The sequence below is a fragment of the Cupriavidus sp. 22TCCZM04-2 genome (genome assembly GCF_057798895.1).
Map to the genome: position 1 here is coordinate 43098 of NZ_JBYOJS010000011.1, position 14758 is coordinate 57855.

At 65.7% G+C, this 14758-nt stretch carries 11 protein-coding genes and 1 tRNA gene; 9 read left to right on the top strand and 3 right to left on the bottom strand.

Annotated features, from left to right (window positions below):
* Positions 1 to 3: 3 nt before the first annotated feature.
* Entirely contained in the window at positions 4 to 840 is an 837-nt protein-coding gene (gene hpnD / locus AC3FKG_RS17165) for a presqualene diphosphate synthase HpnD (RefSeq protein WP_483711228.1), read from the bottom strand.
* A gap of 426 nt (positions 841 to 1266) precedes the next feature.
* Between hpnD and AC3FKG_RS17170 the strand changes: the two genes are divergently transcribed.
* A complete protein-coding gene (locus AC3FKG_RS17170; protein ID WP_483711229.1) occupies positions 1267 to 2463 on the top strand; it encodes an efflux RND transporter periplasmic adaptor subunit in 1197 nt (398 codons plus the stop codon).
* Between the two features lie 9 nt (positions 2464 to 2472).
* Complete coding sequence (locus AC3FKG_RS17175) at positions 2473 to 5583, top strand: efflux RND transporter permease subunit (RefSeq protein ID WP_483711230.1); 3111 nt, start codon at positions 2473 to 2475, stop codon at positions 5581 to 5583.
* 6 nt (positions 5584 to 5589) lie between these two features.
* Here AC3FKG_RS17175 and AC3FKG_RS17180 read toward each other — a convergent pair whose 3' ends face one another.
* Entirely contained in the window at positions 5590 to 5742 is a 153-nt protein-coding gene (locus AC3FKG_RS17180) for a hypothetical protein (protein WP_483711231.1), read from the bottom strand.
* Between the two features lie 632 nt (positions 5743 to 6374).
* On the opposite strand from AC3FKG_RS17180, the gene AC3FKG_RS17185 reads away from it, so the two are divergent.
* The 3 genes from AC3FKG_RS17185 (at position 6375) to AC3FKG_RS17195 (ending at position 8001) form a co-directional block, all read left to right on the top strand.
* Positions 6375 to 6461, top strand: a tRNA-Leu gene (locus AC3FKG_RS17185).
* A gap of 127 nt (positions 6462 to 6588) precedes the next feature.
* A complete protein-coding gene (locus tag AC3FKG_RS17190) occupies positions 6589 to 7539 on the top strand; it encodes an SOS response-associated peptidase family protein (protein ID WP_488743631.1) in 951 nt (316 codons plus the stop codon).
* 78 nt (positions 7540 to 7617) lie between these two features.
* On the top strand, positions 7618 to 8001 hold the full coding sequence (locus AC3FKG_RS17195; RefSeq protein ID WP_488743632.1) for a VanZ family protein: 384 nt from the start codon (positions 7618 to 7620) through the stop codon (positions 7999 to 8001).
* On the opposite strand, the gene AC3FKG_RS17200 is transcribed toward AC3FKG_RS17195, so the two are convergent.
* Entirely contained in the window at positions 7998 to 8855 is an 858-nt protein-coding gene (locus AC3FKG_RS17200; RefSeq protein ID WP_488743633.1) for a 23S rRNA (adenine(2030)-N(6))-methyltransferase RlmJ, read from the bottom strand. The two genes, AC3FKG_RS17195 and AC3FKG_RS17200, sit on opposite strands and share 4 nt — an antisense overlap.
* A 115-nt stretch (positions 8856 to 8970) precedes the next feature.
* On the opposite strand from AC3FKG_RS17200, the gene mnmC reads away from it, so the two are divergent.
* The 4 genes from mnmC (at position 8971) to clpX (ending at position 14733) form a co-directional block, all read left to right on the top strand.
* A complete protein-coding gene (gene mnmC / locus AC3FKG_RS17205) occupies positions 8971 to 10977 on the top strand; it encodes a bifunctional tRNA (5-methylaminomethyl-2-thiouridine)(34)-methyltransferase MnmC2/FAD-dependent 5-carboxymethylaminomethyl-2-thiouridine(34) oxidoreductase MnmC1 (RefSeq protein ID WP_488743634.1) in 2007 nt (668 codons plus the stop codon).
* Positions 10978 to 11129: 152 nt separating this feature from the next.
* Positions 11130 to 12488: a trigger factor gene (tig, locus tag AC3FKG_RS17210; protein WP_483711236.1), complete on the top strand. Its 1359-nt coding sequence runs from the start codon at positions 11130 to 11132 to the stop codon at positions 12486 to 12488.
* A gap of 90 nt (positions 12489 to 12578) precedes the next feature.
* A complete protein-coding gene (clpP, locus tag AC3FKG_RS17215) occupies positions 12579 to 13229 on the top strand; it encodes an ATP-dependent Clp endopeptidase proteolytic subunit ClpP (RefSeq protein ID WP_211948088.1) in 651 nt (216 codons plus the stop codon).
* Positions 13230 to 13455: 226 nt separating this feature from the next.
* Positions 13456 to 14733 carry an ATP-dependent Clp protease ATP-binding subunit ClpX gene (clpX, locus tag AC3FKG_RS17220; RefSeq protein WP_483711237.1) on the top strand — a complete coding sequence of 426 codons (1278 nt, stop codon included), beginning with the start codon at positions 13456 to 13458 and terminating at the stop codon, positions 14731 to 14733.
* Positions 14734 to 14758 lie beyond the last annotated feature (25 nt).

Here is a 14758-nt window from a genome sequence, read left to right on the forward strand (position 1 = left end):
GATTCAGCTATTGCGCAGCCATGTCTTCCAGGCGATCCACAGCTTGCGCAGCGGGGTCAGCGCGATGCGCTGGTTCAGCACCTGGAAGTCACTGCGTTCGATTTCGTCGAGCAGGGCGTGGTAGATGGCCCCCATCAGCAGGCCGGCGCGCTGGGCGCGGCGGTCCTGGCGCGGCAGCAGTTCCAGCGCTTCGCGGTACAGGGTGCGCGCGCGTCCGGCGTGGTACTGCATCAGCGCGACAAAGCGCTCGGAATGCTTGCCCTGCAAGATCTCGGAAGCTGGCACCTGGAATCGCTGCAGCGTATCCACGGGTAGGTAGATGCGGCCACGGCGCGCGTCCTCGCCGACGTCGCGAAGGATGTTGACCAGTTGCAGCGACAGCCCCAGCTTTTCGGCGAACACGAGCGTACGCGCCTCGGAGTATCCGAACAGCCGCGCGCTGAGCGTGCCGACCACGCCGGCTACGCAGTGGCAATAGCGGTTCAGGCCGGTTTCGTCGAGATAACGCGTCTGGGCCAGGTCCATTTCCATGCCGTCCAGGACCTCGGACATCTCGGCATGCGGCAGGCCGGCGGCCTTGACGTGAGGCTGCAGCGCCTGCGTCACGGGGTGGGTCGGCTCGCCCTCGAAGAGACGGCGCAGTTCACCGCGCCACCAGTCGAGTTGCTGGTGGGCCAGTGCGGGGTCATGGGTGTCGTCGACCACATCGTCGACTTCGCGGCACCAGGCATACAGCGCCGTAATGGCGCGACGGCGTTCCGCGGGCAGGAACAGGAAACTGTAATAGAAGCTGGAGCCGCTCTGGGCGACCTTCTCTTGGCAATACTGATCGGGCGTCACGCCGGTCTCGGTCTGATGAGGTAGGGGAGGCGGGCGGGCCTGGCCTGATGCCAACGCCGCGGTCCGATGGGCGCCCGATGGCATGCGGCACGGGTGGTTGGTGTCCCCGCCTGCTGGCGTAGTTGGCGCCAGCGGAGCGCCGGATTGTAGCATTGCGTTATCACTAACCCGCTGGCTCCCTGGATGGGCAAGTCGCCGCTCGGGTGTACGCATGTCACGCTGTTCATCCGGTTGGAGGAAAGCTTCGGTAGCCATTCCGGCTGTTTCGTCGCAGGCCGTTTGACGCACCTGAGGGGGCTCGCTATATTGCTGACCGGCCAGTTATTTAACTGCCGGCCTTCATCCATCGCTTATAGTTTGTGTGCTATGGGGCGCTCAGGCCGGCTGCGCCAGCCTTTCCCACGTTGTCCGATTCGCTGCTTATCCATGCCAGTGCATTGCCAAATGCCGGAAGTTGCGGCCGTTCGTTCCCAGATTGTTCCTTGCTTCTCATTCAGGCCCCGGCTGGTCCGGCTGGGCGTTGTCGTCCTGGTCGGCGTGGCCTTCGCGCTGGCCGGCTGCGGCAAGAAGAGCGAGCCGGCGCCGGAAGTTCGGCCGGTGCGGTTGCAGCAACTGAGCCAGCACACGGGCAAGACCGCATTCGAGTTCTCGGGCGATGTCAGGCCACGCATCGAATCACGGCTGGGCTTCCGTGTGGGCGGCAAGATCGCGGCGCGGCTGGTCGACGTCGGCGCCATGGTGCGCAAGGGGCAGCCGCTGGCCCGGCTGGACCCGACCGACCTGTCGCTGGCCGAAGCCGGCTCGCGCGCCCAGTACGAGGCGGCCCGCACGGACCGCGACCTGGCCGCTTCCGACCTCAAGCGCTACAACGAACTCTTCGCCAAGGGCTTTATCAGCGCTGCCGAGCAGCATCGGCGCCAGGCCACCTTCGATGCCGCCGAATCCCGCGTCAAGCAGGCCTCGGCGGGATTGCGCAGCCAGGCCAACCAGACCGCCTATGCCGTACTGCTGGCCGATGCCGACGGCGTGGTGACCGCGGTGGACGCGGAGGTCGGCCAGGTCATCACCCCCGGTCAGCCGGTGATCCGCGTGGCACAGACCGCCGAAAAGGAAGTGGCCATCGGGCTCCCGGAAGACGAGGTCGAGCTGTTGCGAGGCACGACCGACGTGACGGTGCGCACATGGGCCGACCCCGGCCGCGCGCTGCCCGCACGCGTGCGCGAGATCGCCGCTGCCGCGGATCCCGTGACCCGCACCTACGCCACGCGCGTGTCGGTGCCCAACCCGCCGGCTGACCTCAAGCTCGGCATGACCGCTGTCGTGACCTTCGTGCGCACTGGCGCAGCGCCCGCGGTACGCGTGCCGCTGACCGCGCTGCTGCAGGAGCAAGGCCGCAACCAGGTCTGGATCTATGACCCGGCCGCCGGCACGGTCCGGCCGGTCCAGGTGACGCTGGGTGACCCGGTGGGCAACGAAATCGAAGTGCGCCAGGGCCTGGCCCCGGGGCAGACCATCGTCACGGCCGGCGTGCACTTGCTCAAGCCGGGGCAGAAGGTCAGGCCGATGCAGACCGTTGCGCCGGCCTCGGCGCCTGGGGCCGCTTCGGCGCCGCAGCAGGGTTGAGGCCGCGGCATGGATCATTCCCGCTTCAATCTGTCGCGCTGGGCCCTGGAACACCAGCCGCTGACGCGCTATTTGCTGGTGGTGCTGTTGCTGGCCGGCATGCTGGCATTTTTCCGCCTGGGCCAGGACGAAGACCCGCCGTTCACCTTCCGCGTGATGGTGGTGCAGGCGTTCTGGCCCGGCGCTACCGCCGAGCAGATCGCGGTGCAGGTCACCGACAAGATCGAGCGGCAATTGCAGGAAGTGCCGTACGCCGACAAGATCCGCAGTTTTTCCAAGCCGGGTGAGACCACGGTCATCTTCCAGCTCAAGGACACGTCTCCGGCCAAGGAGACGCCGCAGATCTGGTACACCGTGCGCAAGAAGATCGGCGACATCGCGCAAACGCTGCCGGCCGGCGTGCGCGGGCCGTACTTCAATGACGAGTTCGGCGACGTGTACGGCAGCATCTACGCGCTGTCGGCCGATGGCTTCAACTACAAGGAATTGCGCGAGTATGCCGACCTGGTGCGCCAGGAACTGCTGCGCGTGCCCGCCGTGGCCAAGGTGTCGCTGCTCGGCCTGCAGGACGAAAAGATCTACATCGAGTTCAACCAGGCACGGTTCGCCCAGCTCGGGCTCGACATCAATGCCATTGCCGACCAGATCACGCAGCAGAACAACCTGAACGGCAGCGGCGTGCTGGTCACGCCGACCGACAATCTGCAGGTGCGCGTGACGGGGCAGTTCGCGAGCGTGTCGGATCTCGAGAACCTGGTGCTGCGGGGACCGAACGGCATCGCCAATATCCGCCTGGGCGACATTGCGCATGTGTACCGCGGTTATGTCGATCCGCCGCAGAGCACCATGCGGTACAACGGCAAGAATGTCATCGGGCTCGGGATCTCGATGGCGAAGGGCGGCGACATCATCGAGCTGGGCAAGAACCTGCGCGGCGCGTTCGAACGCCTGCGCGGCCAGTTGCCGGTCGGCATCGAGATGGACCAGGTGCAGGACCAGCCGCAGGCCGTAAAGCGCTCGGTGGGCGAGTTCGTGCATGTGCTGATCGAGGCCGTGGTCATCGTGCTCGGCGTCAGCTTTGTCTCGCTGGGCCTGCATACGCGGCCGCTGCGGCTCGATGTGCGCCCCGGCCTGGTGGTGGCACTGACCATCCCGCTGGTGCTCGCGGTGACGTTCCTGTTCATGAACATCTTTGGCATCGGCCTGCACAAGATATCGCTGGGCGCGCTGATCGTGGCGCTGGGCTTGCTCGTCGATGACGCCATCATTGCCGTGGAGATGATGGTGCGCAAGCTGGAGGAGGGGCTGTCGAAGATGGAGGCCGCGACCTTCGCCTATACCTCCACGGCCATGCCGATGCTGACCGGGACGCTGATCACGGCTGCCGGGTTCCTGCCGGTCGGCCTGGCGAAATCCACGGTCGGCGAATACACCTTCGCCATCTTCGCCGTGACCGCTCTGGCCCTGGTGCTGTCATGGCTGGCGGCCGTCTATTTCACGCCTTACCTGGGCTACCTGCTGCTCAAGTCGCGGCCGGGAGGCGGCGAGCACCACGAGGTTTTCGATACGCCGTTCTACACGGGCTTCCGGCGCCTGGTGGACTGGTGCGTGACCTGGCGCAAGACCGTCATCGCGATCACCCTGGTGACGTTCGCGCTGGGCCTGTACGCATTCAAGTTCGTCGAGAAGCAGTTTTTCCCGGACTCGAGCCGGCCCGAGCTGATGGTCGAGCTGTGGATGCCGGAAGGCACCAGCTTTGCCCAGATGGAATCCGAAGCCAAGCGCTTCGAAGCCGCCATGCGCCAGGACCGCGACGTGCAGAGCCTGACCACCTTTGTCGGCAGCGGCACGCCGCGCTTCTACCTGCCGCTGGACCAGATCTTCCCGCAAAGCAACGTGGCGCAGGTGATCGTGATGCCGGTCAGCGCCGAAGCGCGCGACGCGCTGCGCCAGCGCGTGATCGCGGTGCTGAACAGCCAGTTCTCGCAGTTGCGCGGGCGTGTCAAGCTGCTGCCCAACGGGCCGCCGGTGGCGTACCCGGTGCAGTTCCGCGTGATTGGCCCCGACGCCGCCGGCGTGCGCCAGCTCGCCGACCAGGTCAAGGCGCTGATGCGCGCGAACCCCAACACGGTCGGCGTGAACGACAACTGGAATGAGAGCGTCAAGATGCTGCGCCTGGAGATCGACCAGGACAAGGCTCGTTCGCTGGGCGTGACCACCAGCTCGATCGCGCGCGTCATGCAGACGGTGCTGACCGGCATTCCGGTGGGTCAGTATCGCGACGGCGACAAGCTGATCGACATCATGATGCGCACGCCGCGCAACGAGCGCGACGCCATGTCCGACCTCGGCAATATCCAGGTGCCGACCAACACCGGCCGTGTCGTGCCGCTCACCCAGGTGGCGCGGCTGTCGCTGCGCTCCGAGCCGGGCGTGATCTGGCGCGAGAATCGCGACTTCGGCGTGACCGTGCAGGCGGATGTGGTGGACGGCATCCAGGGGCCCACCGTGACCGCGCAGATCGATCCGCTGCTCAACAAGCTGCGCGATCAGCTGCCGCCGGGCTATCGCATTACGGTGGCCGGTGCCGAGGAAGAGAGCGGCAAGGCGGGTGCATCGATCGCGGCGCAGTTGCCGCTGTGCATCTTCCTGATCTTCACGCTGCTCATGCTCCAGTTGCACAGCTTCTCGCGCACGCTGATGGTGTTCCTGACTGGCCCGCTCGGGCTGATCGGGGCCGCCGCCACGCTGCTGTTGCTGCGTGCGCCGATGGGCTTCGTGGCGCAGTTGGGCATCACGGCGCTGCTGGGCATGATCATCCGCAACTCGGTGATCCTGGTGGACCAGATCGAACAGGACGTCAAGGCCGGCGTGCCGGCGTGGAACGCCATTGTGGAAGCGGCGGTGCGGCGCTGCCGTCCGATCATCCTGACCGCCGCAGCTGCCGTGCTGGCCATGATCCCGCTGTCGCGCTCGCTGTTCTGGGGACCGATGGCCGTGGCCATCATGGGCGGACTGATCATCGCCACAGTCCTGACGCTGCTGTTCCTGCCAGCGTTGTATGCGGCATGGTTCCGGGTTGCGAAGCCGGAGGCGGGGGCGGGGGCGGTGACGGCTTGAGGCCGGCTAATTGCAGAGCGTCCCCGGAACCGGCTTGCCCGAATTCGTCATGCCCTGGCAGGCATCGCCAATGATCAGCGTCGTGTCGCCGGCACTGCCCGGGGCCAGCTTCAGCTTGCCGGCAACCGTGCAGCAGCCACGCGGCGCAGGCACAGACATTGGTGCCGGCGCTGGCGCTGCGACCTGTGCTGCAACGGGAGCTGCAACGGGAGCTGCAACGGGGGCTGCAACTGGCGGAGCAACTGGAGCCGCCACGGGAGCCGGCGTTGCCGGTGCGGTGGTCCTTGGGGATGGAGTGGCCTTGGGCGCGGTGGCGTCCGCCTGCTCGTCCGCATCAGGGGACACGCATTGGCCCTGCTGGCAAATCCGTTCCCCTTTGCATTGCATGTCGTACTGACAACCAGCAGCCCTGGCCGTCGATGACCATGCAAGCGCCATCGAGGCTGCCAACAGCAAGGCACGTAATTTCATATCCCCTCCGTGCGGGGCGGAAGCGCTCCGCAAATCGCGCTGCTCTCTGCAAGCATGCGTTGCGCGTCCCACGACTTCAGCATAGATGGCGGACCACCATCGCGAAAGGCGACGCACATGAGGGCTTGCACTATGTCATCGGGGCGGGGGTGGATTCCCCCCGGCGCTTGCGCTACAATCCGCTGCTTCGTTGCACAGCCGGCGCGCAAGCGCGGCAAGCGGGCGATGCGAGAAGGCGGGCAGTTCCAGCCGCCTTTTTTGCTTTCGCGCGCCATGGCTGCAACGTGCATCGTGGCCACCGTCCGGCGGCCGCAAGGACCGCGAGGGTGGCGAAATTGGTAGACGCACCAGGTTTAGGTCCTGACGCCAGCAATGGTGTAGGGGTTCGAGTCCCCTCCCTCGCACCAATCCCTTCTTTTCAAGTGGCGAAAGGCTGACTTCCCGGCCTGCCGCGGCACACGGCCGCCTTTCCCGGCACCTCGGCTTAGAATGATCCTGCTCCGCCCGCCCGGCGTCACGCGAAAGGATCTTGCCATGTGCTATTCCTCCCAGATTCAGGCCGAGTTCCGCAGGTTCGAGCGCGAATACGGCGCGTCGATCAGCATGGAGCGCTTCGTGGAACTGTTCTGGCAGCAGCGCCGCAGCGGCGGCTGGCAGCGAATCCCCAAGGCGCTGCGCATGGCGTTTGCCGAGGCAGGCACGGACGCTTCGCTTATCGAGGGCGGCGACCGGGAGCAGGCCAACCGGTTCGAGTCGGAGATCTTCCAGCAGCGCACGCGTCTTGCGGAGGCGGAGCGTGCGCTGGCCGCGCGCCCGACCAAGAAGGCCGAGACTGACCGGCGCATTTCGACGGACAAGATCACCCGGGCCCAGCAGAACCTTGCGGACCTGCAACGGCCGGCGCTGACCGAGCAGGATTACCGCCTCTTTCCGGGCTACTACGCCCCCGTGATCATCGTGCAGGGCGATCATCGGGTGGTGGTGCCGATGCGCTACCAATGCCGCCTGCCTGGCTGGACGGAAGCCGACGAACGCAAGCGGCCCGGCACCTACAATGCGCGCCGCGACAACCTTGAGCGCGTCTGGCGCCCGTTGTTCGGGCATCGCCACGGCGTGGCGGTGATGACCGCGTTCTACGAGCACGTGCCGCGTCACAAGGCGGAACGTCGCGCGCTGCGGCCGGGCGAGGCTGAGGAGAGCGTCATCCTGGCATTCCATCCGCGCCCGCCGCAGGACATGCTGGTGGCGTGCCTGTGGTCGGTGAGTCCTGGCGAGGAGGCTGGGCAGGACCTGTACTCGTTCGCCGCCATTACCGACGAGCCGCCGCCGGAAGTGGCCGCCGCCGGACACGACCGCTGCATCATTCCTATCCGTCCCGAGCATCTCGACGCGTGGCTTGACCCCGATGCCTCGGACCTGGCTGCGATGCATGCCATCCTGGACGATCGCCAACCGCTATTCTTCGACTGCAAGCTGGCCGCCTAGCGTGCTGGCATCCACCGATGCGCGGCAAGCCAGGCGAGCCGTTAGCATGCGGAATCATCGAGATCACTACGCCACCCCATGAGTCCCAACCCCGCTTTCCGGCTGTCGCCGCGCATCTGGCGCCTGTTGTTCTGGTTGTGTGTGATCGCCGTGCAGGTGCTGGCGCTGATGCCGCCCACGCAGCCGATGCCGACTACGGGCTGGGACAAGGCCAACCACGTGCTGGCCTTCGTGGTGCTCGGTGGGCTAGGCCGGCGGGCTTATGGGCGCCAGCGTACGGCGGTGCTGCTGGCGCTGGTGGGATATGGCGTCCTGATCGAATTGCTCCAGGGCATGACGACGTACCGCGACGCGGATCCGGCGGACGTGCTGGCTGATTCGATCGGTCTGCTGGCTGCCCTGGCGCTGGATTGGCTTCTCGCCTGGGCTGGTCGGTTGCGTACCGGCGCTTCCCGCGGTTAGCCTTCTTCCGCTTCGAGCACGAAGCTGGCGCCACTGTCCTGCCCGAGCAGTTCCTTGAGCACCGGCATGGCTTCCTGCAACGATTCCTTGAGCCGCCATGGCGGGTTGACGATGAACATGCCGCTGCCATGCAGGCCAAGTCCGCCGGCCACGGGATGCTTGACGGTCAGGCTGACGTGGAGCCAGCTCTTGAGCGGCAGGTTCTTCAACTGCACCGGAAGCTGGATCGATTCGCGGCGCTGGACCTGCGGGTACCAGACGGCGTAGACGCCGGTTGCGAAGCGTTGCAGCCCGTCGCGGACAGTCTGCAACGTGCGCGCGTAGTCCTGCTTGTCTTCATAGGACGGGTCGATCAGCACCAGCGCGCGCCGCGGGGGCGGCGGCAGGATCGCGTTGATGCCGCCAAAGCCGTCACCGTCGTAGAGCATGACCTTGCGGCCGGCGCCGCGGAAGTTGTCGCGCAGCACCTGGATCTCCGTGCTGTGCAGTTCGAACAGGCGCAGGCGGTCCTGGTCGCGCAGCATCTGCCAGGCAAGCCAGGGCGACCCTGGATAGTGACGAAGGTTTCCGTCCGGATTCAGTGCGCGCACCTGGTCCAGATACGCGTCCAGCATGGGCGGCAGCGAGGTGCCGCCGGCGGTGGCGCGCCACAGCGGCGCGATGCCGGTTTCGAACTCGGACTTCTTCTGCGCGTAGGCATGATCCAGCGCATACAGGCCGGCGCCCGCGTGGGTGTCGATGTACCAGAACGACTTGTCTTTCTGCGTCAGGTGCTCGAGCAACTGCACCACGACGGCGTGCTTGAGGACATCGGCATGGTTGCCGGCATGGAAGGCGTGACGATAGGACAGCATGGCGGATCAGCGCGGGGCGGCGGCCGGGACGGCCGTGCCGGATTCAGGACGGGGCGCTATGCTACCATCCGCCGCGAGTCGCCCCCTGGCTCTTTTTCCTGCTTCTGTCCTGTCTATGCCGCGTGCACTCGAGCCCGCCGAGCCTGTCCTGTCTGCCGAAGGCACCCCTTGTTCCCCGCGTTACGACGACGTCTGCCACAGTGCGGAAGGCGGCCTCGCGCACGCGCATCACGTTTTCCTTGCCGGCAACGCGCTGCCACGGGCCTGGGCCGGGCGGGAGCAATTCGTCATCATCGAGACCGGCTTCGGCCAAGGGCTGAACTTCCTGGCAACGTGGCAGGCCTGGCGCCAGGATCCCCGGCGCTGCGCCCGCCTGCATTTCGTTTCAATCGAGAAGCATCCGCTTACGCGCCACGGGCTGGCGCAACTGCACGCCGGGCTGGATGAACTGCGGCCGCTCTCCGGCCAGCTTCAGGCTGCGTGGCCCGATGCGCTGCCCGGTCTGCACCGGCTTGCTTTCGAGGATGGCGGCGTGATCCTGACGCTGGCGCTTGGCGATCTCGAGACTCTGCTGCCCAAGCTGGTGGCCGGCGCCGATGCGTTCTATCTGGACGGTTGTGCCCCGGCACGCAATGCGGATACGTGGTCGCCCAAGGTGTTCCGCGGACTGGCGCGCCTGGCGCGGCCGGGTGCCACGCTTGCGGCGCATGCGGCGGGCGGCTCCGTGCATCGGGGGCTTCAGGCAGTCGGGTTCGACGCGCGCCTGGCGCCGGGATCCGGGGGCAAGCCGGACATGACCGTTGCCACGTTCCGTCCGGCATGGAAAGTCAGGCGGCATGCGCCGGCAGCTGCCGCAGACTGGAACGACCGGCATGCCATCGTGATCGGCGCGGGGCTGGCCGGCTGCGCCATGGCGGAGCGGCTGGCTTCGCGCGGCTGGCGGGTGACGCTGCTGGACGCCCACGACGGCCCGGCCAGGCAGACATCGTCCCATCGCGCTGCCGCCATGCACGCGCACATATCGGCCGACGACAGCCTGTTGTCCCGCTTGTCGCGCGCGGGCAACCAGTACGCGTTGCGTGCCTGGGCGGCGCTCGCTGCTGCCGGCCATCCGGTCGGCTGGCATGGGTGCGGGGTGCTCCAGATCGGCGAGAACGAAGCGGAAGCCGAAGCGCAGCGTGCAGCGCTTAAAGCACTCGGTTTGCCCGAGTCCTTCGTACGCTGGATGACGCCTGAGGAAGCGGCGGCGCATCACCGCGCCGGCGTGGCGCGCGGCGGACTCTGGTTCGCCCAGGGCGGCTGGGTCGCGCCGCCGGATATCTGCAACGCGCAACTGCGCCGCGCGGGCGATGCCGTCCATGCGAGGTTCGGCGTGCGCGTGGATCGCGTCCGCAGGCAAGACCGGGAGTGGGAGGCCGTCGGGCACGATGGCGCAATCCTGGCATCGGCCCCCGTCATGGTCCTGGCCAATGCCCACGAAGCACCACGGCTGGTCCCGATGCGGCACCAGGTGGTGCGTCGTGTTCGGGGGCAGCTCACGACGCTATCGCAGGAGCAGGTTGGCGCCCTCGGGCAATGGCCCGACTGCGTGGTGACTGGGGCAGGGTACCTGTTGCCGGTGGCAGAAGATGGCCGTGGCCGGGTCGGTTCCAGCTATGAGGCGGATGAAGGGCCACTGGTCGCGCGGGCGCACGTCCACGCAGAAAATCTGGATCGGCTGGCCGGACTGCTGCCCGCGACCTCCGCGGAAATCGGACGGCTGGACGCCAGCGGGATGGAGGGGTATGTCGGCGTGCGTACCGTTTCGCACAACCGGCTGCCTTTGATTGGTCCGATGCCGGATGAGGCAGCGGCAGCAGCGTCGGCCTCGGCATTGCGCGGAGGGCACTTGCGCGATATTCCACGCCTGCCTGGGCTTTACGCTGCACTTGCATATGGCTCGCGCGGCCTCACATGGGCCGCATTGGGTGCGGAACTCCTGATCAGCCAGATCGAGGGTGAGCCCCTTCCGCTGGAAGCCGACCTGGCCGACGCCGTGGATCCCGCGCGCTTGCTCCTTCGCGCGTTGCGCCACGGGCTGGTCATCGATGCGGAACAGCATTCTGGCGGTACCTCAGGGTAAAAACTGCCGGAACCGGACGGAAACCGTGCGATAATGCTCGTTTTCCGTTCGCGCGGAGCTTGCTATTCGCGGGCACGCGCCAGTGCCGGACTGGCCGGCGCGCAGGCGATTGCGCTACGAACACAACTACATTTCTGGATTGGATCACGACCATGTCGAACGTCATTGAAAACCTCGGCAAGCTGGACCGCAAGGTGACCCTGGCCATTCCCAAGGCCGAAGTCGAAAAGGAAAAGCAGGAGCGCCTGGTTCGCCTGTCAAAGACGGTGAAGATGTCGGGCTTCCGTCCGGGCAAAGTGCCGATGAAGATGGTCGAGAAGCAATACGGCCAGCAAGTCGAGTTCGAAGTCCGCTTCGACAAGGCTGCCCGCAAGTTCTTCGACATCACGAAGGAGCAGGACGTCAAGGTTGCCGGTCAGCCGAAGTTCGAGATCAAGACCGATGGCGTGGGCGCGGACGAAGTCGCGTTCGACGCAACCTTCGAGGTGTACCCGGAAGTCAAGCTGGGTGACCTGACGGGCGCGGAAGTGACCCGCACCAAGACCGAAATCAGCGACGCCGAAATCGACAAGACCATCGACATCCTGCGCAAGCAACGCGTGCACTACCACGTGCGCGGCGAAGCCGGCGAGCACGGCGACGGTGGCGGCGACGTGACGGCGCAGAACGGCGACCGCGTGACCCTGGACTTCGTCGGCAAGATCGAAGACGTGGAATTCCCCGGCGGCAAGGCCGAAGACTTCCCGTTCGTGCTCGGTGAAGGCCGCATGCTGCCCGAGTTCGAGGCCGCCACGCTGGGCCTGAAGGTCGGCGAAAGCAAGAGCTTCCCGCTGTCGTTCCCGGCCGATTATCACGGCAAGGACGTGGCCGGCAAGACCGCCGAGTTCACCGTCACGCTGAAGAAGATCGAGTGGGCCCACCTGCCGGAAGTGAACGATGCGTTCGCCAAGTCGCTGGGCATCGCCGACGGCAGCGTCGAGAAGATGCGTGCCGACATCCGCGAAAACCTCGAGCGCGAAGTGAAGCGCCGCACGCACGCCATGCTGAAGGACCAGGTCATGGATGCGCTGCTGAAGGTGAGCGAGCTGGACGTGCCCAAGGCCCTGATCGAGCAAGACCAGGAGCGCCTGGTGGAAATGGCCCGCCGTGACCTCGAGCAGCGTGGCATGCCGAACGCCAAGGACATGCCGATTCCGGCCGAGATGTTCGCGCAGCAAGCGGAGCGCCGCGTCAAGCTGGGCCTGATCCTGGCCGAGATCGTCAAGGCCCACGGCCTGGAAGCCAAGGCTGACCAGATCAAGGCCGAGATCGAAGACTTCGCCAAGAGCTACGAAGACCCGAAGGAAGTCATGCGCTGGTACTACGGCGACCAGCAGCGCCTGGCCGAGATGGAAGCCTACGTGCTCGAAAACAACGTGGTAAATTTCGTGTGCGACAAGGCCAAGGTCACCGACAAGTCGGTGTCCTTCGAGGAACTGACCGCCGAAGGCAACGGACAGCAGCAAGCCTGAGGTCAGGCGTGATTCGCAGCCCCCGTGCCATGGTGCGGGGATGTGAAGCCCGACATTCCTTGCCATCCAACGATACCCTGGAGAACTTGCATGACCCGCAATGATTTGCTGGACCGTCTCGCCACCACGCAGGCTTCGGCGCTGGAAACCCAGGGTCTGGGGCTGGTGCCGATGGTCGTCGAGCAGTCCGGCCGGGGCGAGCGTGCCTACGACATCTACTCGCGCCTGCTGAAGGAGCGCGTGGTGTTCCTGGTTGGCGAGGTCAATGACCAGACCGCCAACCTGGTGGTGGCGCAGTTGCTGTTCCTGGAAAGCGAGAACCCGGACAAGGATATTTCGCTGTACATCAACTCGCCGGGGGGGTCGGTCTCGGCTGGTCTGGCGATCTACGACACCATGCAGTTCGTCAAGCCCGACGTGCAGACGCTGTGCATGGGCATGGCGGCGAGCATGGGCGCGTTCCTGCTGGCGGCCGGTGCCAAGGGCAAGCGCTCCGCGCTGCCGAACTCGCGGATCATGATCCACCAGCCGCTGGGCGGCGCGCGTGGTCAGGCTTCCGATATCGAGATCCAGGCACGCGAGATCCTGTACCTGCGCGAGCGCCTGAACAGCATCCTGTCCGAAGTGACCGGCCAGCCGGTTGAGAAGATTGCGCGCGATACCGATCGCGACAACTTCATGAGCGGCGACCAGGCTGTGGACTACGGCCTGATCGACAAGGTCATTGCCCGCCGCGGCTGATGCTGCGCGCTGCTGCGGCAAGGTGGTACGCGGCGGCACGTTGGCTGGCCGAAACGGCACAGGCTACAACGGAACGAGGCCTTGTGCCTCGTTTTTTGCGTTTGCCCCACATGCCGGGGTAACCCCTGCCGGCTGGGCAAATTGTTTTGGCGTATGATGCGTCAGAAGCGTACGCCTGCGGCGCCCCCCGTGTCGCAGTGCGCGCACTGCTAAGTGACTGATTCCTATGGCGGAAAAAAAAGGTTCATCCAGCGAAAAGCTTCTCTACTGCTCCTTCTGCGGCAAGAGCCAGCATGAGGTGAAGAAGCTGATCGCCGGCCCGTCGGTGTTCATCTGCGACGAATGCATCGACCTGTGCAACGAAATCATCCGAGACGAAGCCACCGCGACCGAAAAGGATGCGACCGCGGCCACGCGCTCGGACCTGCCGACGCCACATGAGATCCGGGTAAGCCTGGACCAGTATGTGATCGGCCAGGAACAGGCCAAGAAGATCCTGGCCGTGGCGGTGTACAACCACTACAAGCGCCTGAAGCATCTCGGCAAGAAGGACGATGTCGAACTGTCCAAGAGCAACATCCTGCTTATCGGTCCGACCGGCTCCGGCAAGACGCTGCTCGCCCAGACGCTGGCCCGACTGCTGAACGTGCCGTTCGTGATTGCGGACGCCACCACGCTGACGGAAGCCGGCTATGTCGGCGAGGACGTCGAGAACATCATCCAGAAGCTGCTGCAGAACTGCAATTACGAGGTCGAGAAGGCGCAGCGCGGGATCGTCTATATCGACGAAATCGACAAGATCTCGCGCAAGTCGGACAACCCGTCCATCACGCGCGACGTGTCGGGCGAGGGTGTCCAGCAGGCGCTGCTCAAGCTGATCGAAGGCACGATGGCATCGGTGCCGCCGCAGGGTGGCCGCAAGCATCCGAACCAGGACTTCCTGCAAGTCGACACCACGAACATTCTGTTCATCTGCGGTGGCGCATTCGACGGCCTGGAGAAGGTCATCATGCAGCGCTCGGACAAGACTGGCATCGGTTTTGCGGCCCAGGTCCAGAGCAAGGAAGAGCGCGATGTCAGCGAAGTGCTGCCGCAGACCGAGCCGGAAGACCTGATCAAGTTCGGCCTGATTCCGGAACTGATCGGCCGCCTGCCGGTGGTTGCCACGCTGGCCAAGCTGGATGAGGCCGCGCTGCTGCAGATCCTGGTCGAGCCCAAGAATGCGCTGGTCAAGCAATACCAGAAGTTGCTGGCGATGGAGGGCGTGGAGCTGGAAATCCGCCCCGGGGCGCTTTCCGCGATTGCGCGCAAGGCAATTCGCCGCAAGACGGGTGCGCGTGGCCTGCGATCGATCCTGGAGCAGTCGCTGATGGATGTCATGTACGACCTGCCCAACTACAAGGGCGTGCAGAAAGTGGTCATCGACGAGAGCACCATCAACGGAGATGCACCTCCGCTGCTGATGTACGAGGAACAGCAGCCGAAGGTGTCAGGCTCCAACTGACGCGAGCGCTGTCCGGGGTGAAGTG